The sequence below is a fragment of the Streptomyces sp. NPDC005438 genome, from assembly GCF_040606315.1.
In the GTDB taxonomy this organism is placed as follows: domain Bacteria; phylum Actinomycetota; class Actinomycetes; order Streptomycetales; family Streptomycetaceae; genus Streptomyces.
The window spans coordinates 643559-669424 of record NZ_JBEXEP010000002.1; the positions used below are offsets into that span (position 1 = coordinate 643559).

A 25866-nucleotide genomic window follows, 5' to 3' on the forward strand; every position below is an offset into this window, starting at 1 on the left:
CGGCCCGGCCCAGGGAGAAATCACCCCGCACCACGACATAACGTCAGCCCTGTGAAGGCCATCCGTCGCATCAGCGTCCGCCCCGCACTGCCCGAGCCCCTGCGCCCGCTCCACGAGCTGGCCCTCAACCTCCGCTGGTCCTGGCACGAGCCGACCCGGCGCCTGTTCGCCTCGATAGAGCCCGGAGCGTGGGAGGAGAGCGGCCACGACCCCCTGCGGCTGCTCGGCGCCCTGCCCCCCGAACGGCTGGCCGAACTGGCCCGGGACCCGGACTTCCTGGCCCGACTCACCGACGTGCACCGGGAGTTGGCCCGGGCCCTGAACGAACCCGGCTGGTACCAGGGGCAGGGCGACCAACTGCCCTCCGCCGTCGCCTACTTCTCTCCCGAGTTCGGTGTCACCGACGCCCTGCCGCAGTACTCGGGCGGGCTGGGCATCCTGGCCGGCGACCACCTGAAGACCGGCAGCGACCTGGGGGTGCCCCTGATCGGGGTGGGGCTGCTGTACCGGCACGGCTACTTCCGCCAGTCCCTGTCCCGGGACGGCTGGCAGAAGGAGCACTACCCGGTGCTCGACCCGGGCGAGTTGCCCCTGGAGCCGCTGCGGGAACGGGACGGGTCCACCGTCACCGTGTCACTGACCCTGCCCGAGGGCCGTACCCTGCACGCCGCCGTGTGGCGGGCCAGGGTGGGGCGGGTGCCGCTGCTGCTGTTGGACTCCCACCTGGAGGCCAACCAGCCGACCGAACGCGAGGTCACCGACCGGCTCTACGGCGGCGGCGCCGAGCACCGGCTGCTCCAGGAACTGCTGTTGGGCATCGGCGGGGTACGGGCGGTACGCGCGTACTGCCAGGTCGAGGGCCACCCGGAGCCGGAGGTCTTCCACACCAACGAGGGCCACGCCGGCTTCCTCGGCCTGGAACGCGTCCGCGAACTGATGGAGCCCGGCGACACGGGGGCCGAACCCCTGGAGTTCCCGGCGGCCCTGGAGGCGGTACGGGCCGGCACCGTCTTCACCACGCACACCCCGGTGCCCGCCGGCATCGACCGGTTCGCCCCCGAACTGATCGCCCGTTACTTCGGCCCCGAGGGCGTCCTGCCCACCGTGCCGACCCACGAGGTGCTGCGGCTGGGCGTCGAACCGGGGGCGCCGGACGGTGAACAGACCTTCAACATGGCCGTGATGGGGCTGCGCCTGGCCGGCCGCGCCAACGGGGTCAGCACCCTGCACGGCCGGGTCAGCCGCCAGATGTTCGCCTCCCTGTGGCCTGGCTTCGACGCCGAGGAGGCGCCGATCACCTCGGTCACCAACGGGGTGCACGCCCCCACCTGGGCCGCCGAGGTACCGGCGGAGGCGGCCGGGGAGTGGGACGACTCCCGGCTCTGGGAGGTGCGGCGTGGACTGCGCCAGCGGCTGGTCCACGAGGTGCGGGACCGGTTGCGGGACTCGGCGCGGGCCCGGGGTATGGCCGAACTCGGCTGGGTGGAGGGGGTGTTGGACCCCGAGGTGCTGACCGTGGGCTTCGCCCGGCGGGTGCCCTCGTACAAGCGGCTGACCCTGATGCTGCGGGACCCGGAGCGGCTCACCCGGCTGCTGCTGCACCCCGAGCGACCGGTCCAGCTGGTGGTGGCCGGCAAGGCGCACCCGGCCGACGAGGGCGGCAAGCGGCTGATCCAGGAACTGGTGCGGTACGCCGACGACCCCGAGGTGCGGCACCGCATCGTCTTCCTGCCGGACTACGGCATGGACATGGCGCGGCGGCTGTACCCCGGCTGCGACGTGTGGCTCAACAACCCCCTGCGGCCCCTGGAGGCCTGCGGCACCTCCGGGATGAAGGCGGCCCTCAACGGGGCGCTCAACCTGTCGGTCCTGGACGGCTGGTGGGACGAGTGGTACGAGCCGGACTTCGGCTGGGACATCCCCACCGCCGACGTGGAGGGGGAGCCCCTCGACGAGGCGGGCGTGGAGCGGCGCGACGATCAGGAGGCGGCGGCCCTGTACGCCCTGCTGGAGGACCACGTCGCGCCCTGCTTCTACGACCGTGACCCCGCCGACGGGGTACCCGTCCGCTGGGTCGGCCGGGTGCGACGCACCCTGGAGCGGCTGGGCCCGAAGGTGCGGGCGGAGCGGATGCTCAGCGAGTACGTGCACCGGCTCTACGCCCCGGCCGCCGAGGCGGTCCGCGCGGTGGACCCGGCGCGTGCCGTGGAGTTGGCCCGCTGGAAGGACCGGGTGCGCGCCCTGTGGCCCTCGGTGCGGGTGGACCACGTGGAGTCGGCCCGCGAGTCGGTGGAACTGGGCGTGCCGATGACGGTGCGGGCCCGGGTGGAGCTGGGGGAGCTGACCCCGGACGAGGTCGAGGTGCGGTGTCTGGCCGGCCGGGTGGACGGGGCCGACCGGTTGTCGCCCACGGACGCGGTACGGGCGCCGTTGAAGCCCCGTGGCGGTCCCGACCTGGAGGGGAGGTGGACCTACGAGGGTGAGCTGAACCCGGACCGTACCGGGACCCTGGGCTACACGGTGCGGGTCCTGCCGGCCCACCCCCTGCTGGCCCACCCCGGGGAACTCGGACTGCTGGCCGAGCCCGCGCCCGAGGGGCCGGAACAGCCGGCCCGACCGGGGGCGGAGCGGCACTGAGCGGTACCCGGACAAGCCGATGGGCGGCACTCCCGGGGAGGGTGCCGCCCACGGCCTGTCAAGGGCCGAAGCCCTCGCGGGTTACTTCACGTTGACGCCGTCCCAGGCCGCCTCGACGCCCTTCAGCTCGGCGCTGTCGGCGCCGAACAGGTCGGTCGCCGCCTTCACGGTGGCCTCACGGGCCGCCGCGTAGTCGGTGTCGGAGGTCATGTTCTCGGTCAGGGCCTTGAACCAGATCTTCTCGGCGCTCTCGCGGCCGATGCCCTCGACGTCCTCGCCACCCTTGGTGGGGCTGTTGTACTTCACGCCGTTGATCTCCTTCTCACCGCTGCCCTCGGACAGCAGGTAGAAGAAGTGGTTGGCGATGCCCGAGGAGTAGTGGACGTCCACGTCGCCGGCGTTCTCGTCCCAGAAGTCCAGGGAGCTGCCGTCCTTCGAGGGCTCGTCCATGTAACGCAGCGGCGAGCCGTCGCCGTTGATGTCGATCTCCTCGCCGATGAGGTAGTCGCCGACGTCCTCGCTGTTCTCGGCGTTGAACTCCACGGCGGTGCCGAAGATGTCCGAGGTGGCCTCGTTCAGACCGCCGGACTCACCCGCGTAGGTCAGGTTGGCGGTGTGCGAGGTGACACCGTGCGACATCTCGTGGGCCGCGACGTCGATGCTGGTGAGCGGGTGCTCGTTGCCCTCACCGTCGCCGTAGGTCATGCAGAAGCAGGAGTCGTCCCAGAAGGCGTTGACGTAGTTGTCGCCGTAGTGGACGCGGGAGGAAGCACCCTCGCCGTCACCCTTGATGCCCTCACGACCGTGGACGTTCTTGTAGTAGTCCCAGGTCACGGCCGCGCCGTAGTGGGCGTCGACACCGGCGGTCTGCGGGTCGGCGGCGGTGCCGTCACCCCACTTGTCGTCGTCGTCGGTGAACAGCTCACCGTCGCCGGACTGGCCGTTGTCGAGGTTCGAGGTGGTGTGGCCACCACGGTCGCCGTCGGTCAGGTTGAACTTGCCGCCGTCCTCGGTGGTGCTCAGCTCGACCGAGCCGCCGTAGGTGCTCTCACCGGTACCGGTGTGGATGCCCTGGAACTCCAGGAGCTTCTTGCCGGTGGTGGCGTCGGTGATCACGTGCAGCTGGTTCGGGGTGCCGTCCTTCTGGGTCCCGCCGATGACGGTCTCCCAGGCCAGGACCGGCTTGCCGTCCTTGGCCCAGATCACCTTGCGGGGGGCCTCGCTGCCCTTGGCCTTCGCGGCCTTGGGCTGGTGGGCGGCGGGCGCCTTGGTGGAGGCGACCTTGATCTCGGCCTTGGTGTTCTTGGTGACCGAGGTGGTCTTGCCGGCCTTGCTCTTGTGGACGACCAGGTCGCCACCGAGCACGGGCAGGCCGTCGTAGGTCCGCTCGTAGCGGACGTGGGTGGCGCCGTTGCCGTTCTTGATGACGTCGCGGACGACCAGCTTCTCCTTGCTGCCCAGTCCGAGGTCCTTGGCGTCGGCCGCCTTCTGGGCGTCCGCGTCCTTGATCAGGGCGACGCGCTCCTTCGCGGACACCTTGGCCGGCAGCGCACCCGCGCGCATGTCGGAGGACCCCTTGGTCGCGGCACCCGCGGTGCCGGCCGAGATGGCCCCGGAGGCGACCAGGATCGCCACTCCGGTGAGCGCGGTGAGCCGCTGCTTCTTGGTGAACTTCACTCTGGATTCTCCTTCTGCGGTGGGGGGTTGGTGGCTCGCGACGGAATGTGGGCCGTCCGTGCCACCTGCAGAACTGTGCCTGTTCGTGCAGAGTGCCAAGTGCGTTCGAGAGCCTGTCATGTCGAACACATTCATGTCACCGGGGAATTGGCGAAGATCTTAGAGATTTTGCAAAGCGCAGACGAAAGTTCGTATAGCGAACGGACATACCGGGGCGAAGTCTTGTGTTCCTCTGGCGGAGCCTCAGGCAATTCCGTACGGCTTGGGGGTTTTCCGCTCCGGTCTCCGGGGCCGCTTCTCGCCCGTCCCCGGCTGTTCCCCGGTCATGGCGACAGGGCAGTGGCCCCGGACACGGTGAACCGGGGCCACTGAAGGGGCGCGCACCATTCAGGAGATCTCAGCCCCCCGCGCCCACGCTGTCCCGCCAGGCCCGGTGCAGGCCGGCGAACTCCCCCTCGCCCGCGATGAGTTGGTCCGGCGAACCGTCCTCGACGATCCGCCCGTCGGTCATCACCAGCACCCGGTCGGCCACCTCCACGGTGGACAGCCGGTGCGCGATCACCACCGCCGTACGGCCCCGCAGCACGGTGTCCATGGCCTCCTGCACCGCCCGCTCACCCGGTACGTCCAGGGAGGAGGTGGCCTCGTCCAGGATCAGCACCGAGGGGTCGGCCAACAGGGCCCGGGCGAAGGCCACCAGTTGGCGCTGGCCTGCCGAGATCCTCCCGCCCCTCTTCCGTACGTCGGTGTCGTACCCGTCGGGGAGCGCGGCGATGAAGTCGTGGGCACCGATCTCCTTGGCGGCCTGTTCGATCTCCTCCCGGGTGGCGTCCGGCCGGCCGATGGCGATGTTCTCCGCGACCGTCCCGGAGAACAGGAACGCCTCCTGGGTCACCATCACCACCTCCCGCCGCAGCGTGGGCAGGTCCAGCTCGCGCAGGTCCACCCCGTCCAGCAGCACCCGGCCCGGGTCGCCGCCCCGGCCCCCGGTGCTGGGGTCGTAGAACCGGGCGAGCAGCTTGGCCAGGGTGGACTTGCCCGCCCCGGTGGCGCCCACCACCGCGACGGTGCGACCGGGGTGGAGCACCAGGTCGAAACGGGGCAGCACCTCGCCCCCGGTGCGGTAGGCGAAGCGCACCCCCTCGAAGGTCACCTCGCGTCCCGGCAGGCCCGGCTCGCGGTCCGGGAGTGGGGCCGGCCGCTCGGGTTCGGGTACCGAGGGCCGCTGGGCCAGCAGGCCGGCGATCTTCTCCAGTGAGGCGGCGGCCGACTGGTACGAGTTGAGGAACATCCCCAGCCGGTCGATGGGGTCGTACAGCCGCCGCAGGTACAGGGCGGCTGCCGCCAGCACCCCCAGTTGCAGTTCGCCGGAGGCCACCCGGTAGGCGCCCCAGACCACGATCGCGGCCACCGTGACGTTGGCGGTCAGTCGGGAGCCGACCACGTAGCGGGCGACCTCCAGGATGGAGTCGCCGTTGACCCGCAGATGGTCGCGGTTGAGCCGGTCGAACTGCCGCTCGTTGTGCCGCTCCCGGCGGAACGCCTGCACCGGGCGGATGCCGTTCATCGTCTCGCTGAACCGCACGATCAGCGCGGCCACGGCCGTGGACCGGGCCCGGTACACGCGCAGGGAACGGCGTTGGAACAGCCGCACCAGCAGGTACAGCGGTACGAAGGACAGCAGGGCCGCCCCGCCCAGGCCGAGGTCCAGGTACAGCAGCATGGCCAGGATGTAGACCACGGACATCACCACGGCCAGCAGTTCCTGCAGGCCCTCGTCCAGCAGCTCCCGCAGTGACTCCACGTCGGTGGTGGAGCGGGAGATCAGCCGGCCCGAGGTGTACCGGTCGTGGAAGTCCAGGCTCAACGCCTGGGCGTGACGGTAGATGCGGCCCCGCAGGTCCAGCAGCACCCCCTGGTTGACCTTCGCCGACTGGAGGATGAACCCGTGCTGGAGCACACCGGAGGCCACCGCGCAGACCAGGTAGCCGACCGCCACCGCCACCAACGGGCCGGTGTCCCGGGGCTGTTCGCGCAGCGCCGGCAGGGCGCGGTCGATGGCCAGCGCCACCAACAGGGGGCCGGCCTGCACGGCCGCCTGCTGCAACACCAGCAGCAGCCCCGCCCAGACCACCCGTCCCCGGTGGGGCGTCAGCAGGGAGCCCAACAGGGAACGCGCGGCATGGGGAGGGGCCGGCAGTACGTCCCGGTCGAAGGGGTCCCCCTCCTCCGACTCGACCGTCAAAGTCCCCTGAGCTGTCGGAGTCGCCGGCGTCGCCGAGGTCGGTGCCCGGTCCGGTGGCGGGGCTGTGGTCGTCAACGCTCCTCCTGCGGCGGTCGCCCGCCCTCGCTGTAGCCGGTCATCAGGTGGCGGTACTCCGTGCTCCGCTCCAGCAGCTCCTCGTGGGTGCCCACCTCGGTCACCCGCCCCCCGGACAGCAGCGCCACCCGGTCGGCCAACTGGACCGTGGACGGGCGGTGGGCCACCACCAGGGCGGTCGTCTCCGCCAACACCTCGCGCAGGGCGGCCTCCACCGCCGCCTCGGTGTGCACGTCCAGGGCGGACAACGGGTCGTCCAGCACCAGGAACGGCGGCTGTCCCACCACCGCCCGGGCCAGCGCCAGCCGTTGCCGCTGCCCTCCCGACAGCGACAGGCCCTGTTCACCGACCTGGGTACGGCTCCCCTCGGGCAGCGCGGACACGAAGTCGTCGGCCTGGGCCACCGACAGGGCGCGGTCCAGGGCCTCGTCCGGCACCTCCCGGCTCGCGCCCATCCGTACGTTCTCCCCGACCGAGGCGGAGAACAGGGTGGGCTCCTCGAAGGCCACCGCCACCCGGGCCCGTACCTCCGCCAGGGGCAGGGCCGCGATGTCCTGGCCGTCCAGGGTGATGCGACCGGAGGTGACCTCGTGCAGACGTGACACCAGGGCGGTCAGGGTGGTCTTGCCGCTGCCGGTGGCCCCGACCAGGGCCATGGTCTCGCCGGAGCAGACGTGCAGGTCCACCCCGTCCAGCACCGGCCGGGAGTCGGGGGCGGCGTCCGGGAAGCGGAAGGTCACCCGGTCGAACCGCAGTCCGTCCGGCGCCTGTTCCTGGTCCCGTCCGGGTGACGGCGCCGGAACCGCCTCGGTGAGCCGGTCGTGGGGGAGGGGCGCGTCCATCACCTCGAAGTGCCGGTCGGCCGCGGTGGAGGCCTCGTTGCTCAGCGCGATGAGGAAGCCGATGGACTCCACCGGCCAGCGCAGGGCCAGCGCGGTGGACAGGAAGGCGACCAGGGTGCCGGGGGACAGCTCCCCGTCCGCGACCTGGAGCGAGCCCATCACCAGGGCGACGCCGATCGCCAGTTCCGGCAGCGTCATGATCAACGCCCAGATGCCGGCCAGCAGTCGGGCCTTGCGCAGTTCGGTGTCCAACAGCCGCCGCGACAGCAGCCGGTGGGCCCTGGCCTGGCTACGGTGCCGCCCGAAGCCCTTGATGATGCGGATGCCCAGCACCGACTCCTCGACCACGGTGGTCAAATCGCCGATCTGGTCCTGCGCCTTGCGGGCGACGGCGGAGTACCGCACCTCGAACAGGGAGCACAGCACCACCATGGGCAGTACCGGGATGAGCAGCACCAGGGCCAGCTGCCACTGCTGGACCAGCAGGATCAGGCAACCGACCAGGATGGTGGTGATGTTGACCAGCAGGAAGGTGAGCGGGAACGCCAGGAACATCCGCAGCAGTTGCAGGTCGGTGGTCGCCCGCGACAGCAACTGCCCGCCGGCCCACCGGTCGTGGAAGGAGACCGGCAGCCGTTGCAGCCGCTCGTACAGGGCCTGGCGCATGGACGCCTCCACGCCCGCCAGGGGCCGGGCCACCAACCAGCGGCGGAAGCCGAACAGTCCGGCCTCCAGCACTCCCACGCCCAGCAGCAGCGCCCCGCCCCACCAGACGCCGGCGGTGTCCCGCTGCGCCACCGGGCCGTCCACCATCCACTTGAGGATCAGCGGGATGACCAGGCTGAGGCAGGACGCCACGATGGCGATGACGGCGGCCAGCGACAGCCGGGCCCGTACCGGGCGTACATAGGGCCACAGCCGCAGCAGCGACCGTACGACCGAGCGCCGTGCCGGCTCCCGCGACCTCGGCGGCGCGGCGGGTGACCTGGTGGGGGAGGAGGTGCCGGACGCGGCGCGGGGTTCGGGCAGGGCGGCGTCGGGCGAGTCCGTGGCGGTGGGAGGCATCAGCACCGAGATTACGTTTCATTGCTGACACGGCACATCCGTTTTTCCCAGGGCGGATCGTCACCCGTGGGCGGGGGTGGTGACCGTTTTCCAGGAAGGGCCCTCTGGGGCGTACGTGGCGAAAGCGGTCATTCTCCGGGTGGCTGATCTCTTGCCTTGCGTCAGGAGGCTCTGAGGGGGCTCGATGCGTCCCGGTGTCAACTCCGGTCAGTTTGTGGCGGGTTGAGGGACTCCCCGCGATCGGGAAGAGGTGTGATCATGAATCTGTCGCGACATGGCGCCTGTCGCCAGGCGTGAACTGGAACGGAATGGTGACACTCCTGGGTACGCCCGGTGCCTTGGGCCATGGTTATCTAGCCAGACATATGAGCGACACGCAGGGACCGCGTGTACGGGGACGCCGTCGGCGCACGGGCGGTGTCTGCGGGCAGTTGAGGGGAGACCATCGTGGGAAAGCGGAGCGTACGTGACTCCTTGGGGGGACGGGCGGCCAGTCGTCAGAGTCGCGTGTTCGGCCGCTCCACCACGGCGCTCGGTGTGATCACGGCCGTGACCCTGCTGCTGGGCACGGCCTGCGGCGGGGACGACGAGGCCGAGGAGAAGAAGGAGAAGGGCAAGGCCCCCTCCGAGGCGGTCGTGAAGATCGCCCCCAAGGACGGCGCCAAGAACGTGGCGACCTCCGGCGGGGTCAAGATCACCGCCAGCAAGGGCAAGTTGACCAAGGTCACGGTCACCGACTCCAAGGACCGCGAGGTCGAGGGCACCCTCAACAAGAGCCGTTCGCTGTGGAAGCCCACCGGCCACCTGGCCTCCTCCACCAAGTACGCCGTCAACGCGGTGGCCAAGGACTCCGAGGGCCGGGAGGCCGCCGAGTCCGCCAGCTTCACCACCGTCGTGCCCCGCAACACCTTCATCGGGCAGTACACCCCGGAGGACGGTGACAAGGTGGGCGCCGGGATGCCGGTGTCGATCAACTTCAACCGGGCCATCACCAACCGTGAGGCGGTCGAGCGGGCGATATCGGTGACCGCCGAGCCCAAGGTCGAGATCGAGGGGCACTGGTTCGGCAACCAGCGGCTGGACTTCCGTCCCGAGGAGTACTGGAAGAAGGACACCAAGGTCACCCTGGACCTCAACCTGGACGGGGTGGAGGGCGCCGAGGGCGTCTACGGCAAGCAGCGCAAGCAGGTCAGCTTCACCGTCAAGCGGCACCAGGTCAGCGTGGTGGACGCCAAGAAGAAGCAGATGACGGTCACCAGGGACGGCGAGAAGATCAAGACCATCCCGATCACCGCCGGGGCCCCGGAGAACTCCACCTACAACGGCAAGATGGTGATCAGCGAGAAGTACAAGGTGACCCGGATGAACGGCGAGACCGTCGGGTTCGACGACGAGTACGACATCAAGGACGTGCCGCACGCCATGCGGCTGAGCACCTCGGGCACCTTCATCCACGGCAACTACTGGGCCGGCAAGGCCACGTTCGGCTCGGCCAACGTCAGCCACGGCTGCGTGGGGCTGTTCGACCAGCGCGGCGGTGGGGACTCCAAGACCCCGGCCGCCTGGTTCTACAAGAACTCCATCATCGGAGACGTGGTGGAGATCAAGAAGTCCAAGGACAAGACCATCCAGCCGGACAACGGACTCAACGGCTGGAACATGGACTGGGAGAAGTGGAAGGCCAAGCAGTAGCCGCTCCCGCCAGCGAACGCACCGCCCTTCCGCCACGCACCGTCGGCGGGAGGGCGGCCGGCGTCCGGGCCGGTGGTCGTGGCCGTCGGGGGTGTCCCGCCCGGCTGGCCGGCCCACGGGAGCGCTGACCCCGGATGCCGCTCGATGGCCGGACGCGTACCGCGGACCGGTGGCCTGACGCGTGCCGTGGGGGAGCGCATAGTCTGCCGCCATGACTGTGAACCTCGACGTGGACGACGCGGTCGCCACCCTGCGCCTCGACCGCCCCCCGATGAACGCCCTGGACACCGCCACCCAGGACCGAGTGCGCGAACTGGCCGAGGAGATCACCGGGCGCGAGGACATCCGGGCCGTGGTGCTCTACGGAGGGGAGAAGGTGTTCGCCGCCGGAGCGGACATCAAGGAGATGGAGCACATGGGCCACGCCGACATGGTGGCCCGGTCGCGCTCCCTCCAGGACTCCTTCACCGCAGTGGCCCGCATCCCCAAGCCGGTGATCGCCGCCGTCACCGGCTACGCCCTGGGCGGGGGCTGCGAGTTGGCCCTCTGCGCCGACCTGCGGGTGGCGGGCGAGGGGGCCAAGCTGGGGCAGCCGGAGATCCTGCTCGGGCTGATCCCGGGAGCCGGGGGCACCCAGCGGCTGTCCCGGCTGGTCGGTCCCTCGCGGGCCAAGGACCTGATCTTCACCGGGCGTCAGGTGAAGGCGCCGGAGGCCCTGTCCATGGGGCTGGTGGACCGGGTGGTGCCGGACGCCGAGGTGTACGCCGAGGCCCACGCCTGGGCCGCCCGGCTGGCGGCCGGCCCGGCCATCGCCCTGCGGGCGGCCAAGGAGTGTGTGGACGTCGGCGGCGAGACGGACCTGGACACCGGCCTGGCGGTCGAACGCAACTGGTTCGCCGGCCTGTTCGCCACCGAGGACCGTCGGATCGGGATGCGCAGCTTCGTGGAGGACGGGCCGGGCAAGGCCCGGTTCAGCTGATCCACGGGCTGTCGGGCCTCCGAGCGGTACCACCTTCCGTACCGCCCGGAGGCCCTAAGTGTCAGATTCCGTCAAACGGCTGATCGAATTGCGGCGGGCGACACGCCGGAGCGGACAATTCCGCGAATATCAATCCCGAAGAACGGACACCCCGATGACCTTTCGCAGGTCATCATGGGAGTCATGACGGATGTGGAAAGTGTGTCGAACGCCGGCTTCGGCCCGGTCGCGGAGGACCAACGGGCCGGAGGTGACAGGGAGACCACCGTCAGCGAGCTGAGTCTCGACAACCGCCCCGAGTCCACGCGTCAGGCCCGTAGACACACCCACGAGACCCTGCGCAGGCAGTGGCGCCTGCCCCTCCAACTCACCGACAACGTGGTGCTGTTGGTCTCCGAGCTGACGGGCAACGCGGTACGGCACACCGGCGCCCACACCATCGGGCTCACCCTGCGCCGGCGCGGGGGATGGATCCGGGTCGAGGTCCGCGACCCCTCCCGGAGCCTCCCGTGCCGGATGCCGGTCCACGAACTGGACGTCAGCGGGCGGGGGTTGTTCCTGGTCGAGACCCTGTCGGACCGCTGGGGCGTGGACCTCCTCCCCTTCGGCAAGACCACCTGGTTCGAGGTCCGCGCCCAGCCCCGCTGACCCGCTCGGGCCGGTCCGTCAGTGGCGCACCCGCAGGGTGCGCAGCCGGTTCAGGGCGGCGGCCACCTCGAACCGTCGCGGTACGGCGAAGGCCTCGTCCCGGATCGCCAGCAACGGGCCCACCCCGTCGGCCAGTTCACGTTCCAGGGCGTCCAGGGCCTCGGCGACGGTGTTGCCCTCCAGGTGGCCGCCGCGTACCAGCAGCTCCAGGGCGTGGCCCACCCCCAGGACGTAGGAGGCGTCGGTGATCTGCTCCACCGAACGCAGGTCGACGGTGCTCTCCCCGAACACCAGGGCGTCGGTGCCCCGCGCCTGCAACCGGGTACGGCCCCGGGCCTCCGCGTCCACCGAGCGGGCCACCGGGCGCCGGCCGGTCGTCTCCGGGAAGCGGTCCCCCTCCACCGTCCGTCCGGTGGGCACCCGCGCCAACTCCCGGGCGCGGTCGGTGACATCGCTGGGGGTGTAGGCGTCCATCATGATCACCCGGTCGGCCACCTCCAGGTAGTCGCCGCAGCCCCCCATCACCAGCACCGTGGACACCCCTCGGTCCCGGTGCAGTGAGCGCACCAGGTCGATGAAGGGCGTCAGTGGTTCCTGCTCCTTCGCCACCAGGGCCTGCATCCGGGCGTCCCGGATCATCAGGTTGGTGGCCGCGGTGTCCTCGTCGATCAGCAGGGTGCTGGCGCCGGCCTCCACCGCCTCGACCAGGGAGGCGGCCTGGGAGGTGGACCCGGAGGCGTTCTCGGTGCGGAAGTCGTCGGTGGGCTGGCCGGTGGGCAGGTGGTTGACGAACGCGTGCAGGTCCACGCCCTCGATGCGCCTGCCGTCCTCGGCGCGGATCTTCACCGTGTCCGCCCGGGAGACCACCAACTCCCTGCCGTCGTCCGGCAGGTGGTCCCACACCCCGGCCTCCAGGGCCCGCAGCAGGGTCGACTTGCCGTGGAAGCCGCCACCCACGATCAGGGTGACGCCCTCCGGGACGCCCATCCCGGTCACCCGCCCGGCGTGCGGCAGCTCCACGGTGACGCTCAGTTCCTCCGGTGTACGGAAGGGCACCGCGCCCTCGGCCCGCAGCGGCCGGTCGTCCACCCCGCTGCGGCGTGGCAGCATCGCCCCGTTCGCCACGAAGGCCACCAGGCCCCGGTCGGCGAGCTGGCGACGCAGGGCGTCGGAGTCCTCCACGGTGTGGACGAAGCGCCGGGCGGCGGCGTCGTCCAGGGCGGCGTACCGCAGGGCGCGTTCCACCAGCCGGGGTAGACGTACGCACAGCAGCTGGTGCGCGGCCGTCCCGTCGATACGGCGCCCCTGGCCGGGCAGGGACGCGTTGAGCCGCAGGGTCACCGCGCCGGGGTCGGCGGCTGTCTCGTCGGCGATCTGGCAGGCGCTGCGGTCCAGCACCTCCTGTCCGCCGGCGTCGATCACCAGGCCCTCACCGCCGGCGGCTCGGACCGCCTGCCGGGTGAGGTAGCTGGCCAGGGCCCGTCGGCGTACCGGGTGGTCCCACAGCTCGGGGGGCAGCTGGGCGACGGAGGAGGGTACGTGCAGCGCCACCCGGGCCGGGGGCGCGTAGGGGTCGGCCTGCGCCCGTACGATCTCCAGCTCCGCGTGGCCCAGCCGCCAGCGGCCCATGAGGGACTTGTAGCGGCCGTAGGAGGAGCCGTCCATCTGCCGCAGGGTGTGCTCCAGCCCGTCCCGGACCCCACCGGTACGGGGCGCCGCCTCCCCACGGTCCGGGCGGCCCCCCGGTGACCTGCGCGGGCCCCGGGGGCCGGAGGAGCCGAAGTGACGTGAACGGTATGGGGGTTGAGGCATGAGGGGTACCAGATCCTTAGCGGACAGCTTCGTGTGCGATGTGCGTGACCGCAGCCTAGGTTCTGTGCCCGCACCGGGCACGGCGGGGCGGTGCCCGTACGACGTCCGGTGCCCCGGGCCACCGGCGGCGGGCGTCAGCCGCCCAGCAGGCCCAGCATCAGCCACAGCGCCACGGTGGCGGCCACCAGGGTCGCCGGTACGGTCAGCAGTCCCAGCCGGGTGAACCGTCCGAGTTCGACCCGTACCCCGTGCCCGTGCAGCACCTGCCGCCACAGCAGGGTGGCCAGGGAACCGACGTAGGTCAGGTTGGGGCCGATGTTCACCCCGATCAGCACCGCCAGCACCGGCCCGGCGCCCCCGGTCCCGGCCATGGGCAGCAGCGCCAGGGCGGCGGGGAGGTTGTTGATCAGGTTGGCCAGCAGGGCGGCCACCACCGCCACCCCGAGGAGGGCCGGCAGGCTGTCCCCGACCGGCAGCACCCGTTCCAGGGCGTCCCCCAGCCCGTGGTCGGTGACCGCCCGCACCACCACGCCCAGTCCGAGGACGAACCCGCAGAACGCGGGGTCGGCCGCGCCCACCAGGCCGCCGAGGGTGGCCCGCCCCCGGCGCAGGTTCCGTACCGCCAGCACCGCGACCCCGGCCAGCGCGGCCCAGGCCGGGCTGAGGCCGGCCAGCGAGCCGCCGACGAAACCGGCCATGGTCAGGGCCAGGACGACCAGGGCGAAGACCGGCCGGGGGCCGGACGCGGGGGCGGCGGCCGGCTCGGACAGCCCGGCCGCCAAGTCGCGGCGGAAGAACCGTCGGAAGAGGAGGTACTCCACACCGATCACGACCAGCCAGGGGAGGGCCATCAGCGCGGTGAACCGGGTGAAGGACAGCCCGCTGACGCTGAGGGCCAGCAGGTTGGTGAGGTTGGAGACCGGCATCAACAGCGAGGCCGAGTTGGCCAGATGGGCGGTGGCGTACAGCTGCGGCCGAGCCACCGCCCCCACCCTCCGCGCGGTCGCCCAGACCACGGGGGTCAGCAGCACCACCGTGGCGTCCAGGCTGAGTACGGCCGTCACCGCCGACGCCAGCAGGAAGACCCCGCCCAGCAGTCGCCCCGAACCGGCCCCGCACCAGCGCGCCACCGCACCCCCGGCGGCGTCGAACAGACCCTCCACCGCGCACAGTCGGCCCAGTACCAGGACGAGGGCGAGGAAGCAGACCACCGGGAGCAGTTCCCGGGTCTGCGCCCATGCGTCCTGGGGCGACATCAGCCCGCAGGCCATCACCAGGCCGGCGGCCGGCACCGCCGCCACGGCCTCCGGCCAGCCCCGGGGGCGGGCCACCGCGAAGACCAGCACGCCCACCAGCAGGGCCACGGAAAGGATCTCGGTCATCACCGGCGAGGGTGCCATGAGCCGCCGACCGCGCGTGCCCCGGAGGGCCCGAGGGGTGTCGGCGCACGGGTGGTGCCCGGCCGCCGCGTTCGGTGAGCGGTCGGACCCGCAGCCCCTACGGACCGTGTGGCGTCGGGGCGCCGCGCCGCGCTGCGCCTCGCGGGACGTCACGCGGCCTCGCGCCCGGCTCCGACGGTGCCGTGGCCGTGGGCGTACTCCGTCCCCCAGCGGGCCCGCGCGGTCCCCGGTGTGAGGGGGTGCCGGTGTGGTGCCACGAGGGCGGGCCGTCACTCCCGACGGTCGCGGAGCCGGCTTCCGGGGCCCGGACCGGCGATGACGCGACCGCGTACGGCCGGCGGGGGCCCCTGCCCCGCTTCGGCGGGGGGCTCTCGCCGGCTCCACCCGGGCTCCTGGTGCGGACCGCCGGGCGGCTCGCGTGCCGTGTCACCGCATCTCGTCGCACTGGCGCTGCCGCGCCGTATCGGACCCGTCCGCCACCGCGCGGGGCCGCGACCCTTCGGCGGGTGCCTCCGTGCCCCGCTGTGGCCGGGGCGGTCCCGAACCCTCGGCGTCGGCCCCGGTCGTGAGACAGCGATCCGCTTGTGTCGTACGGGGGTTCGCCGCCCCGCTCGCTCGCGCACGCCGCGACCCGGGAGACGTGGCCGACACGCTCCGACTCACGGGGGATGTCCCCGCGCGGCCCCCGGCTGGGCCGCCGATCGGCGCACGACCGAACCCGGCCCTCGCCGTCATCCCGGCCCCCACGGGCGAACCAGGCCACCCACCCGAAGAGGGCCCCGTGGTCGGGACGGCGCGGGCCCAGGGTGCCCGAACGCGTCCGTTGACCCGGTGGACCACGTCCAGATGCAGGTGCAGCGCCCGATGGCGCGAGGTTCCCGATGGCGTCGACGACGGCCACGACGACGCTCGGTCGCAAGGGCCAGCCGCGTCGGAAGCTGCCCACCGGGCGCAACCACAAGAGGGCGCGTGGGCACCCGCAAAAAGTTCGCGGCCACCCGGTGCCCCCACGCCTCAGGCGGCGCTCCGCTCCCGTACCTGGGCGGCGAAACGGTCGGCCACCTGTCGCCAGACCGGCTCCGAGGTTGGCTCGTCCCGTTCGGCGGCCCGCCGCAGTTCCTCCCGGTCCACCCCGTGCCGGTTCAGTCGCTCCTCGCCCCAGTGGGCCAGCCGTTGGGCGCCGGCCTCGGGGTGGAACTGCACGCCCCAGGCCGTGTCGCCGACCCGGAACGCCTGGTGGGGGCAGTGCTCGCTGGAGGCCAACCAGTGGGCCTCGGCGGGTAGTTCGGTGATCTGGTCGACGTGGTTCTCGATGGCGGTGACCGTACCGGGGAGCTGGCCGAACAGGGGGTCGGCGTCGGCTTCGGGGCGCAGCTCCAGGCGGGTGCTGCCGAACTCGGGGGTGCCCCACTGGCCGCGTACCTGCCCGCCGGCGACCTGGGCCAGCATCTGCCCGCCCAGGCAGATGCCGAACACCGGTACGCCGCGCTCCAGTGCCTGGTCGACCAGGGCGCGGGTGGGGGCCAGCCAGGGGGCGCGGTCGTCCTCGTCGGGGAGGTAGCTGCCGCCGAGGACCAGCAGCCCGTCGTGGTCCAGGCGTCGGGGCAGGGGCTGTTCCCGGTACCCGTGGACCACGTCCAGTGCGATGTCCCGTTCGGCGAGCCAGTCGCCCCAGCGTCCGGGGCCCCCGGTCGGGCCGTTCTGGACGGTCAGCAGTCGTGGGCTCTGCCCCATGTTCCTCGCTCCTCCCGTACGGCTGCCCACCAGCCTGCCGTACCCGAACGGTTACCGGCACGGGGGTTCCCCCTTCGCCGTTCACTATTCTAAGTTTCGGACTAGTCCGAGTTCTCGAAAGTCTCGACGGGGAGAGTGGGGAGATGGCCTCATCACAGGGTGCCTGGACACGCGCCTGCCTCCAGCTGTGCCTGCTGGGCGTCCTGGAGGCCGAGGGAGAGAGCTACGGATACGCCCTGCTCAACCGACTGTCCCAGGCCGGACTGGACGGGGTGAAACCCGCGACCCTCTACCCTGCCCTCACTCGTCTCGCCGAGGAAGGAGCGGTGGCCATCCGGTGGTCGCCGGGGGAGCAGGGACCAGGGCGCAAGTACTACGCCATCACCGCGGAGGGGCGTGACCGGCTCCAGGCGGACCGCGTGGACTGGCAGCACTTCACCAGTACCGTCGCCACACTCACGGGGGCAGCATGACCACGTCGCACGACATTCAGTGGGAGCGCGCGGAGGACCGGCGATGGGCGGCCACCTTCGAGACCGAACTGGTGCTCCGCCACGAGGCGCCCGCCGGGCTGGCCGCCCAGGTGCTGGGCGAAGTGCGGCAGTTGGTCCACGAGGCGGGCGAGCCCAGTCTGGACGAACTGCTGGGGGACCCGCGCGTCTACGCCGACGAGGTCGCCGCCGAACGCATCGACGAGGCCCACACCTCCTCGGTGGACCTGTCCGGGGTCCGACCCGGTGAACGCTTCAGCACCCTCGCGGTGGCCTCCGCCGTCACCGGGCTCACCCTGGTGATCATCCACTGGGTGAGCCGGGGCTTCTGGGTGGAGGTCTCACCCGCCCTGGGCACCCTGGCCTTCCTCTACATCCTCGCCGCGCTCGCCGCCTGCACCGCCGCCGGACTCCGCAACGCCGGCCGGTTCCGCCCCATGTGGGCCTGGGGCGGGCTGAGCCTGGCCGCCGGGATCGGTGGCATCGCCAGCGCCAACGGGCTCTCCCAGGCCGCCCTGTTCCGGCTGCCCGCCCCCCTGCTGCTGCTCGGACCCGCCCTGGTGCTGGGCGTGATCGCCCTGATCACCAACTCCCGTCTGGACCGGTGGCTCCAGGGGCCAGAGGAGGAGCGGGACAACAGCCGCTGGGTGCGCCGGCTGGACGGACTGCTGCGCGGCCGACACGGACTGCCCGCCGCCGAGGCCCGCACCCACACCAGCGAGGTCCGCTCCCACCTGGCGTCCTCCGGGGGCAACGCCCAGGAGACCTACGGGGACGTCGCCCTGTACGCCGCCCGACTGGCCCGGGGCGCCCGCCTCGCCCGGCGCAAGGCCCGGCGGGAGGCCATCGCGCTGGCCCTGTTGGTGGCCCTGGTGGGCTTCGCCAACGAGGACGTGCTGCGCTCCGCCGACCTGACCTCCTGCCACTTCTGGTTCGTGTCCCTGTTCATCCTGCTCGGGCTGGGCGTGATCGTACGGCTGGTGAAGAAGCGGCTGGACGCCTGAGGCGGCCGTACCGGCGCCGGCTGGCGCGGGCCGCCCCGGCCGGGACGTGCCCGTGGGGCTCTGGAGGGGCGGAGCGCCTTCCGGTGCCGTACGCCCTGGGACCCCGCGGGGCGGAGAAGGAGACGGCGCGGCGCATCGGCGACGGCGGCCCACAGCGGCTTACGGGGCTCACGGGGGCTTACGGCGGTACCGCGACAACGCGGCGAGGTGCGGCGCGCGCGGGGACACCGCACGCGAGCCTCGTGGTGATCCGAACGCCCCCAAGTGCCCCGCGCGGTACGGGAGTCGGCCTCCACCGGTCCGTACCCGGTCCACGGGGGTGAGAGTGCTCACCTTCCGCGCCGTCCACCCGGGGCGACCTGGTGAAACGGGCCGGCGTCTGGCACGCTCGGCTGTCGCCCCGGCCGTGGCGGAGGTGGTCGTGACAGCCCCTGGCCGGTGCGTCGCGGAACATCACCAGCGGGCACCGGTTCGCGCGGACCGAGGTAGAGGAGGGAGCGGGGCGGTGCGTCGGCGAGTGACGGCAACACGGTGGGAGGTCGCGGCCGGACGTGTGCCGGGAGGCAGCACCCGGACGCCGGCCCCCGACGGCCGAAGACCGGCCGCCCCTCCGGCCCGGGTGAAGTGAGCGTGCCGGTGCGGACCCTGCTGATCGACAACCACGACTCGTACACCTACAACCTCTTCCACCTGCTCGCCCAGGCGGGCGGCCGGCCGCCCGAGGTGCTGGCCAACGACGCCGCCCAACTCGGCGACCTGGACCTGGACGCCTACGACAACGTGGTGATCTCCCCCGGGCCGGGCCGCCCCGACCGCCCCCGTGACTTCGGCCTCTCCTGGGACCTGCTGCACAAGACCGAACTGCCCACCCTCGGCGTCTGCCTGGGCCACCAGGGCATCGCGCTGGTGGCCGGCGGACGGGTGGAGGCCGCGCCCCGGGCCCGGCACGGTCACCGGTCACCGGTACGGCACGGCGGGGACGCCCTGTTCGCCGGGATACCGGACGGTTTCCCGGCGGTGCGCTACCACTCCCTGCGCGTCACCGAACCCCTGCCGCCCGAACTGGAGGCCACCGCCTGGGCGGAGGACGGGGTGGTCATGGCCCTGCGGCACCGTCGACTGCCCCGATGGGGCGTGCAGTTCCACCCCGAGTCGGTGCACACCGAACACGGGCTGCGGCTGCTCGCCAACTTCCACCAGCTCAGCCGCGCCGACGCCGCGCGCCAGCGGGCCGTGTCCCCGGTGCCCCGCCGGCGCCCGCCCGCCCGGCGGGAAGCGACGGAAGGGAGGAGGCCGGAGCCCGCCCGCCTCCACTACCGGCTCCACACCCGACGACTGGACCGGGCCGTCGACACCGAAGCCGCCTTCGCCCGCCTCTTCCTGTCCTCCCGCCACTCGTTCTGGCTGGACAGCGCCCACGTGGAACCCGGACTGGCCCGCTTCTCCTACCTGGGCGAGGCCCACGGCCCCTTGTCCGAGGTGGTCCGCTACCAGGTGGACCGGACCCGGGTGACGGTCACCGTCCCGGGCACCCCCGGGCCGCCGACGGTCCACCCCCGACCCGTACTGGACTACCTGCGCGAGGAGTTGGAGCGCCGGGTCATCGACGCCCCGCCTTTGCCCGGCGACTTCCACGGCGGCTACGTCGGCTACCTCGGCTACGAGGTCAAGGCCGACACCGTCCCGCACGCCACCAGGGGGCGGCACCGCGCGGCCACCCCGGACGCCGGCTGGCTGTTCGCCGACCGGTTCCTGATCGTCGACCACGAGCGGGGCCACACCCACCTGTGCGCCCTCAGCCAGGACCCGGGCACCGCCGCCACCGCCGAGGAGTGGCTGCGGGAGACCGCCCACGCCCTGGCCGTACTGGTCCCCGTCCCGCCCCTCCCGGCCGGCGCCGGACCCGAGGTGGAACCTCACCTGGCCAGGGGTCGCGCCCGCTACCTGGCCGACGTACGGGCCGCCCAGCGTCAACTGTGGCGGGGTGAGAGCTACGAGGTCTGCCTCACCAACCACGCCCGACTCCCGGCCACCGAGGACGGGTGGACCACCTACCGCCGACTCCGCGCCCTCAACCCCGCCCCGTACGCCGCCTATCTGCGGTGGGGTGACCTGGAGGTGGCCTGTTCCTCCCCGGAACGCTTCCTCAGGGTCGGCGCCGACCGGACGGTGGAGGCCAAGCCCATCAAGGGCACCGCACCCCGGGGGGACACCCCGGCCCAGGACGCCCGGATACGGCGGGAGCTGCGGAGCGACGCCAAGACCCGTGCCGAGAACCTGATGATCGTGGACCTCCTCCGCAACGACCTGGGGAGGGTCTGCCGGGTGGGTTCGGTCCACGTACCGGTGCTGATGGCGGTGGAGAGCTACACCACCGTGCACCAGCTGGTCTCCACCGTGCGCGGCGAACTGGCCCCCGGGCTCCGGGCGTTGGACGCGGTGCGGGCCTGTTTCCCGGGCGGTTCGATGACCGGCGCCCCCAAGGCCCGCACCCTGGAGATCATCGACGGTCTGGAGGAGGAGGCCCGGGGGGTCTACTCCGGGGTCCTCGGCTTCCTCGGCTGTGGCGGCACCGCCGACCTCAACGTCGTCATCCGCACCCTGGTGCGTCAGGGCGAGCACTGGCACCTGGGGGCGGGCGGCGCGGTGGTGCTGGACTCCGACCCGGCGGCCGAGTACGCGGAGATGCTGCTCAAGGCCCGTGCCCCGGCCCGGGCCCTGGGCGTCGGGCGGCTTCCGGGCAACTGAGCGTCAGGTGGGTCCGGTACCCGCCCGGGAGGGGCGACTCCCGGACGCCGAGGGAGCGTTGCCGGCCAGGTGAGTGCCCGTGGGGAGGCGCGGAAGCCGGGTCGCCCGGTCGGGGGAGGGCGGGCCACGGCGGCTTTTCCCATCAGTTTTCCTACCAGTTTTCTAGGAAAACATTGACGCTCCCTCCCCGGGGCCCGCAGGATGGTCACATGTCTCGCACGCAGCAGCCGCTCGTTCGCCGCCGGCATGTCGACTACGGTCACGTCGCCAGCGACGCCTGCTGTCGTCCCTGACCGCGCGTTCCGCGCCCTCCCGCCTCCCTCGTCGCCCCGCCAGGGGCCGGGGCGTCTCGGATCACCGCCGGGCCCACCCGCCCGGCACCGTCGGGTTCCTCCACCGCCTTCGCGGCCCACGGCACCCGTACCGGTTCACCGGTCCGACCCGAACCCGGAGTGACGCCCCGGACGAGCCGCCCGACCGGCTCGCCCCCGACGGCCGGCCCGACGCCCCGTACCTCCCTCCCACCCGTTCCCCACCCGTGAACGGGACGGCACCCCAAGGTGATCCCATGTCTGTCGCGCTTCCCGCCCCCCACCCCGACAGTCGCCGACTGCGACTGGTACCGCCCAAGCGAGAGGCGGGTACCCGCCTGGTCGGCTACCTGGTGCTGGTGCCCGAAGGCACCGACCCCGCCCAGCTGTTCACCGACGGCGCCCGGCCCCAGGTCCACGCCCTGCACCCCAGCCAGGTCGCCGCCTTCGCCCCGCAGCCCACACCGGCGCAGCCCGCCCCCGCGACCCCCGCGCCCGCCGGGGCGGTCGCCAGCGTGGTCCGCCCCGAGGTCGGCGAGGCCGCCGACACCGCCGGCACCCCCGGCACCGCCGATAAGGGGGACAGCATCCGCATCGACGCCGAACGGCACCTGGCCGAGGTGGACGGGCGGGTGCTCGACCTGACCTACCTGGAGTTCGAGCTGCTCGCCCACCTGGTCGCCCACCCCCACCGGGTGCACTCCCGCGAGTCCCTGGTGACCCGGGTGTGGGGCTACGGCCACATCGGTGACGGGCGCACCGTCGACGTCCACATCGCGCGGCTGCGGCGCAAGCTGGGCCGGGCGCACCGCGACCGCATCGTCACCATCCGCCGGGTCGGCTACAAGTACGTGCCCGCACCCCGGGGCCAGCGGGAACCGGCCGGCCCCTCCGCCTCCTGTGAGTCCTGATGGGAGCCCCCGCCGCCGTCAGGCCCGTCCCCGCGCCCCGCACCGAGGAGGACGAGCCGGCGGTGGTGCGGGACTCCGAGGAACTGGCCCGTGTGGTGCGTGAGGTGGCCGAGGACCTGGCCACCGACGCGGTTCCCCGGGAACGGGCGGGCCGGCCGCCGTACGACGAGGTCGCACGGCTCCGGGAGGCGGGGCTGCTGGGCCTGCTGGTGCCCCGGGAACACGGTGGTGCCGGCGCCGACTGGCGGGCCGCCCTCGCCGCCGTACGGCAGGTGGCCGCCGTGGACGCGGCCATCGGCCAACTCCTGGGCAACCACTACTTCCTGTCCTACGGCCCCCGCTTCTTCGCCAGCCCGACACTGGCCACCCGGGTCGAACGGGAGTCGGCGGCCGGTGCCTGGTGCTGGGGCGGCGCCTACGAGACGCCCGGAGAGCCACTGATCCTCAGCCCCGGGCCCGAGGGGTACCTGCTGGACGGCCGGCAGTGCTTCGCGACCGGCGCCCGGGTGGCGGACCGGCTGGCCGTACGGGCCCGGCGCGCGGACAGCGGCGAGCCCCTGGCCGTCCTGGTGGACCCGGAACATCCGGGTGTCGTACGGGAGGCGCCCACCGACACCTTCGGCCAGCGCCTGGCCGGTGGCTGCGGGGTCGTCTTCGACGCGGTACCCGTGGGGCTGCCCCAGGTGTTCGGCTCGCTGTCCGCCGACGAGGGGGTGCTCTCCCCGTTCGCCACCCTCGCCGTCCCCACCGGCCTGCTGGTGTCCGCCCAGCTGTGTGTGGGCATCGCCGAAGGGGTGCTGGCCGAGGTACGGGAGTACCGCCGGGCCGTCCGCTCCCCCTGGGAGGGCCCGCCCTCCCAGGACCCCCACGAGCTGTCCACCTACGGCGAGTTGGTGGTCGCCGCCCGTTCCTCGGCGGCCCTCACCGACCAGGCCACCCAGGGGCTGCTGGAGGGGCTGGCCCTGGGCGAGGACCTCACCGACGAGCAGGCCGCCGAGATCGCCACCCTGGCCGCCACCGCCGAGGCCGCCGCCACCCGCGCCGCCCAGGACGTCTCCTCGCGCGCCCTTGAGGTGGTGGGCGCCTGCTCCGCCGCGAGCGAGCAGGGCCTCGACCGCTTCTGGCGCAACGCCCGCACCCGCGCCCTGCACACCCCCACCCCGCGCCGGCTGCGCGAGGTCGGCGACCACCTCCTGAACGGCTCCCACCCGCCGTTCGCCCTGCCCTGTTGACCCATCGGACACCCGAGGCCCACCCATGACCCAGCCCACCGGCCACCGACTCGGCGCGGGCCGAGGCCGTGGCGGATAATCGCGCCATGCGGATCTCGGCGCGGGCGGACTACGCGGTACGGGCGGCCCTGGAACTGGCCGCCGCCGGAGCGGACACCTCGGTCAAGGCCGAGGCCATCGCCACCGCCCAGGGGATTCCGCACAAGTTCCTGGAGGCCATCCTCGGTGACATGCGCCGGGGCGGCCTGGTCGCCAGCCAGCGCGGGGGCAAGGGCGGCTACCGACTGGCGCGGCCCCCGGAGGAGATCGCCATCGCCGAGGTGATCCGGGTGGTGGACGGACCGCTGGTGTCGGTGCGCGGGGTGCGCCCGCCCCAGTTGTCGTACACCGGGCCGGCCCGGGAACTGCTGCCCCTGTGGATCGCGGTACGCGCCAACGTCCGCAAGATCCTCGGCGAGGTCACCCTGGCCGACGTGGCCTCGGCCGAACTCCCGCCCCAGGTGCGGGACCTGGCCCAGGACCCCGAGGCGTGGACCAATCCTCACGCGGCGGAGTGAGCGCCCGTCCGGGCCGGTGGCCGGGGCAGCCCCTCTTGACCCGTGCCGGGGGCGGCTCGACACTGGAGTACGCGGATTCCCCAGCGAACGGATAGGAAACGATGCGGAGTTGGGCACCGAACGCCTCGGTCAAGGCCCCCTCCTCGCCGCTCCTCACCTCCCGTCGCCACGTTGACCTGCTGCGCGTGTGCAGCGCCGCCGGCCCCGCCCGCTGAACCCTCGCGGCCCGGCCCCCCCTCGACCAGCCTCCCGTCGCACACGCCGACGTCGCCGTGTGCCCGTGCCCACCCCGTGTGCAGCCCCCGACCACAGGGAGAAGCATGTCCGCCACGCCCCGTACCACCGTGCCGTCCCTGCGCGGCAGGATCGGCCGCGACCGACGCAGCGGCCACTACCCGGTCCCGCACCGCTACCGCCTCCACCTGTCGCCCTCCTGCCCGGAGTGTCTGCGCGTCGCCATCACCCACGAACTGCTGGACCTGTCCGAGGTGTTGCCGGTGCACTGGCTGCCGGCGGTACCCGACGCCCCCGGCGAGGGCTACACCGCCCTCGTCCCCCTGTACGAGGCCAGTTGGCACCACCACCCCGGCCCGGCCACCGCCCCGGTGCTCAGCGACGGCTGGACCGGACGGATCGTCAGCGACCACCTGCCGGACATCCTGGTCGACCTGGCCCACCAGTTCGGTGACCAGCGGCCGGAGCTGTACCCGGAAGCGGCCGAACCCCTGCTGCGGACCGTGGACCGACTGTGCGCCGACGGGCTGGAGGACGCCGCCCAGCGTGCCGGCCAGGCGGACGTCGGCCCCCTCCAGCGGGCCGAGGCACTGGACCAACTCCTGTGCTCCATGGACGAGTTGACCGGGCTGCTGGGGGAGCGGCGACTGCTGTGGGGCTCCGAGCCGGTCGCCGCCGACATCCGGCTGTGGGTGGCCCTGCTCCGCCTGGACCTGGTCCACCGCTGGCACCTGGACGCCCTGGCCGTGCACCACCTCGCGGAGTACGCCGACCTGTGGGCCTACGCGCGGCGGCTGGCCGCCCTGCCCGCCTTCCGTGCCCACCTGGACGTGGAGACGATCACCCGACGCCACCACGCCCAGTGCCGTGGACTGGAGGCCGCCGGCGCCGCCGTACGCATCGTGCGGTGGCCGGAACGACGGAGCCGCTCCTCCGTCCCCTCGTCCTGAGGCCACCGCCCCGCCCCCGGCGCCGGTCCCGTGCCGGCGTTGTCCCGGGTCGCGGCCCTCGCGGTGCTCCGTGGGTGGCCGCTCCCGGCCTTGACGCCGGGTCGACCGGTGGGGGCCGGGGGCATGGTCGGGGAGACCCCGGCGCCCGGGGGAGGGCTCAGCCCTCGACGCCGCCGGAAAGGGGGTGGTCGGCCGGCAGCCGCTTCTCGAAGGGCAGCGGCCCGACGGTCTCCGGGTCGGCGGCCAGGTCGAACAGCGGGGTGTAGCCCAGGTCCAGGTAGAGGGCGCGGGCGTCGGGCTGGCGGGGCCCGGTGGTGAGGAAGATCCGGCGGTACCCCGCCACCGTGGCCCGGCGCTCCAGTTCGGCCACCACCCGACGGGCCAGCCCCCGGCGCCGGTGCGCCCGGTGCGTCCAGATCCGCTTCAACTCGGCCGTGTCCGGGGACTCGTGGCGCCGGTAGGCACCCCCGGCCACCGGCTGGCCCTCCTCCAGCAGCACCAGCAGGGTGCCGTGCGGAGGGGCGAACTCCGAGGCCGGGTACCGGCTGATCTCCCCCTCGGCCTCCGCCCCGTACAGCCGCAGGTAGGTGTCCTCCAGGTCCCGCAGCATCGGCCCCACCAG

19 protein-coding genes are annotated in these 25866 nt (G+C 72.8%); 12 read left to right on the forward strand and 7 right to left on the reverse strand.

Annotated features, from left to right (window positions below; genetic code table 11):
• The first annotated feature begins 51 nt into the window (after positions 1–51).
• Positions 52–2637 carry an alpha-glucan family phosphorylase gene (gene glgP, locus ABZT14_RS07600; protein ID WP_356298290.1) on the forward strand — a complete coding sequence of 862 codons (2586 nt, stop codon included), beginning with the start codon at positions 52–54 and terminating at the stop codon, positions 2635–2637.
• A gap of 81 nt (positions 2638–2718) precedes the next feature.
• Here glgP and ABZT14_RS07605 read toward each other — a convergent pair whose 3' ends face one another.
• The 3 genes from ABZT14_RS07605 to ABZT14_RS07615 all read right to left on the reverse strand — a co-directional run bounded on the left by ABZT14_RS07605 (position 2719) and on the right by ABZT14_RS07615 (position 8541).
• Complete coding sequence (locus ABZT14_RS07605; RefSeq protein ID WP_356298292.1) at positions 2719–4314, reverse strand: M4 family metallopeptidase; 1596 nt, start codon at positions 4312–4314, stop codon at positions 2719–2721.
• A gap of 397 nt (positions 4315–4711) precedes the next feature.
• The gene (locus ABZT14_RS07610) at positions 4712–6559 is read right to left on the reverse strand and encodes an ABC transporter ATP-binding protein (RefSeq protein WP_356298566.1); all 1848 of its coding nucleotides are present in this window, start codon (positions 6557–6559) and stop codon (positions 4712–4714) included.
• A gap of 71 nt (positions 6560–6630) precedes the next feature.
• Positions 6631–8541: an ABC transporter ATP-binding protein gene (locus ABZT14_RS07615; protein ID WP_356298294.1), complete on the reverse strand. Its 1911-nt coding sequence runs from the start codon at positions 8539–8541 to the stop codon at positions 6631–6633.
• Positions 8542–9078: 537 nt separating this feature from the next.
• Between ABZT14_RS07615 and ABZT14_RS07620 the strand changes: the two genes are divergently transcribed.
• The 3 genes from ABZT14_RS07620 to ABZT14_RS07630 all read left to right on the forward strand — a co-directional run bounded on the left by ABZT14_RS07620 (position 9079) and on the right by ABZT14_RS07630 (position 11860).
• Positions 9079–10233 carry an Ig-like domain-containing protein gene (locus ABZT14_RS07620; protein ID WP_356298296.1) on the forward strand — a complete coding sequence of 385 codons (1155 nt, stop codon included), beginning with the start codon at positions 9079–9081 and terminating at the stop codon, positions 10231–10233.
• Between the two features lie 211 nt (positions 10234–10444).
• Positions 10445–11212 carry an enoyl-CoA hydratase-related protein gene (locus tag ABZT14_RS07625; protein WP_356298298.1) on the forward strand — a complete coding sequence of 256 codons (768 nt, stop codon included), beginning with the start codon at positions 10445–10447 and terminating at the stop codon, positions 11210–11212.
• Positions 11213–11386: 174 nt separating this feature from the next.
• Positions 11387–11860, forward strand: coding sequence for an ATP-binding protein (locus tag ABZT14_RS07630; RefSeq protein WP_356298300.1), 474 nt, complete (start codon positions 11387–11389; stop codon positions 11858–11860).
• A gap of 18 nt (positions 11861–11878) precedes the next feature.
• Here ABZT14_RS07630 and ABZT14_RS07635 read toward each other — a convergent pair whose 3' ends face one another.
• The 3 genes from ABZT14_RS07635 to ABZT14_RS07645 form a co-directional block, all read right to left on the reverse strand.
• Positions 11879–13672: an ABC-ATPase domain-containing protein gene (locus tag ABZT14_RS07635; RefSeq protein ID WP_356298302.1), complete on the reverse strand. Its 1794-nt coding sequence runs from the start codon at positions 13670–13672 to the stop codon at positions 11879–11881.
• 134 nt (positions 13673–13806) lie between these two features.
• Entirely contained in the window at positions 13807–15054 is a 1248-nt protein-coding gene (locus ABZT14_RS07640) for an SLC13 family permease (protein ID WP_356298304.1), read from the reverse strand.
• Between the two features lie 1032 nt (positions 15055–16086).
• Entirely contained in the window at positions 16087–16806 is a 720-nt protein-coding gene (locus tag ABZT14_RS07645; RefSeq protein ID WP_356298306.1) for a type 1 glutamine amidotransferase, read from the reverse strand.
• A 143-nt stretch (positions 16807–16949) separates the two neighbouring features.
• Here ABZT14_RS07645 and ABZT14_RS07650 point away from each other — a divergent pair, with 143 nt between their 5' ends.
• The 8 genes from ABZT14_RS07650 (at position 16950) to ABZT14_RS07685 (ending at position 25244) form a co-directional block, all read left to right on the forward strand.
• Positions 16950–17279 (forward strand): PadR family transcriptional regulator, encoded by a 330-nt coding sequence (locus tag ABZT14_RS07650; protein WP_356298307.1) that lies wholly within the window; start codon positions 16950–16952, stop codon positions 17277–17279.
• Positions 17276–18301, forward strand: coding sequence for a hypothetical protein (locus ABZT14_RS07655; protein WP_356298309.1), 1026 nt, complete (start codon positions 17276–17278; stop codon positions 18299–18301). Before ABZT14_RS07650 ends, ABZT14_RS07655 begins: the two co-directional genes overlap by 4 nt.
• Positions 18302–18931: 630 nt before the next feature.
• The gene (pabB, locus tag ABZT14_RS07660) at positions 18932–21049 is read left to right on the forward strand and encodes an aminodeoxychorismate synthase component I (protein WP_356298311.1); all 2118 of its coding nucleotides are present in this window, start codon (positions 18932–18934) and stop codon (positions 21047–21049) included.
• Between the two features lie 568 nt (positions 21050–21617).
• On the forward strand, positions 21618–22271 hold the full coding sequence (locus ABZT14_RS07665; RefSeq protein ID WP_356298313.1) for a winged helix-turn-helix domain-containing protein: 654 nt from the start codon (positions 21618–21620) through the stop codon (positions 22269–22271).
• Positions 22271–23503 carry an acyl-CoA dehydrogenase family protein gene (locus ABZT14_RS07670; protein WP_356298315.1) on the forward strand — a complete coding sequence of 411 codons (1233 nt, stop codon included), beginning with the start codon at positions 22271–22273 and terminating at the stop codon, positions 23501–23503. The genes ABZT14_RS07665 and ABZT14_RS07670 overlap by 1 nt, the downstream gene beginning before the upstream one ends.
• An 86-nt stretch (positions 23504–23589) precedes the next feature.
• Positions 23590–24060: an Rrf2 family transcriptional regulator gene (locus ABZT14_RS07675; protein ID WP_356298317.1), complete on the forward strand. Its 471-nt coding sequence runs from the start codon at positions 23590–23592 to the stop codon at positions 24058–24060.
• 101 nt (positions 24061–24161) lie between these two features.
• On the forward strand, positions 24162–24275 hold the full coding sequence (locus ABZT14_RS07680; protein WP_356298318.1) for a putative leader peptide: 114 nt from the start codon (positions 24162–24164) through the stop codon (positions 24273–24275).
• 105 nt (positions 24276–24380) lie between these two features.
• Positions 24381–25244, forward strand: a complete 864-nt coding sequence (locus tag ABZT14_RS07685) for a glutathione S-transferase family protein (RefSeq protein WP_356298320.1) — start codon at positions 24381–24383, stop codon at positions 25242–25244.
• Between the two features lie 157 nt (positions 25245–25401).
• On the opposite strand, the gene ABZT14_RS07690 is transcribed toward ABZT14_RS07685, so the two are convergent.
• On the reverse strand, positions 25402–25854 hold the full coding sequence (locus ABZT14_RS07690) for a GNAT family N-acetyltransferase (protein WP_356298568.1): 453 nt from the start codon (positions 25852–25854) through the stop codon (positions 25402–25404).
• Positions 25855–25866: the final 12 nt, after the last annotated feature.

What these genes read in the sequence shown, in the direction of transcription:
- ABZT14_RS07655 (WP_356298309.1), top strand. Translation starts at nt 17,276, where the DNA reads ATGACCACGTCGCACGACATTCAGTGGGAGCGCGCGGAGGACCGGCGA.
- ABZT14_RS07645 (WP_356298306.1), bottom strand. Translation starts at nt 16,806, where the DNA reads ATGGGGCAGAGCCCACGACTGCTGACCGTCCAGAACGGCCCGACCGGG.
- ABZT14_RS07635 (WP_356298302.1), bottom strand. Translation starts at nt 13,672, where the DNA reads ATGCCTCAACCCCCATACCGTTCACGTCACTTCGGCTCCTCCGGCCCC.
- ABZT14_RS07615 (WP_356298294.1), bottom strand. Translation starts at nt 8,541, where the DNA reads ATGCCTCCCACCGCCACGGACTCGCCCGACGCCGCCCTGCCCGAACCC.
- ABZT14_RS07685 (WP_356298320.1), top strand. Translation starts at nt 24,381, where the DNA reads ATGTCCGCCACGCCCCGTACCACCGTGCCGTCCCTGCGCGGCAGGATC.
- ABZT14_RS07675 (WP_356298317.1), top strand. Translation starts at nt 23,590, where the DNA reads ATGCGGATCTCGGCGCGGGCGGACTACGCGGTACGGGCGGCCCTGGAA.
- ABZT14_RS07665 (WP_356298313.1), top strand. Translation starts at nt 21,618, where the DNA reads ATGTCTGTCGCGCTTCCCGCCCCCCACCCCGACAGTCGCCGACTGCGA.
- ABZT14_RS07680 (WP_356298318.1), top strand. Translation starts at nt 24,162, where the DNA reads ATGCGGAGTTGGGCACCGAACGCCTCGGTCAAGGCCCCCTCCTCGCCG.
- ABZT14_RS07670 (WP_356298315.1), top strand. Translation starts at nt 22,271, where the DNA reads ATGGGAGCCCCCGCCGCCGTCAGGCCCGTCCCCGCGCCCCGCACCGAG.
- ABZT14_RS07625 (WP_356298298.1), top strand. Translation starts at nt 10,445, where the DNA reads ATGACTGTGAACCTCGACGTGGACGACGCGGTCGCCACCCTGCGCCTC.
- ABZT14_RS07630 (WP_356298300.1), top strand. Translation starts at nt 11,387, where the DNA reads ATGGGAGTCATGACGGATGTGGAAAGTGTGTCGAACGCCGGCTTCGGC.
- ABZT14_RS07640 (WP_356298304.1), bottom strand. Translation starts at nt 15,054, where the DNA reads ATGACCGAGATCCTTTCCGTGGCCCTGCTGGTGGGCGTGCTGGTCTTC.
- ABZT14_RS07690 (WP_356298568.1), bottom strand. Translation starts at nt 25,854, where the DNA reads ATGCTGCGGGACCTGGAGGACACCTACCTGCGGCTGTACGGGGCGGAG.
- ABZT14_RS07650 (WP_356298307.1), top strand. Translation starts at nt 16,950, where the DNA reads ATGGCCTCATCACAGGGTGCCTGGACACGCGCCTGCCTCCAGCTGTGC.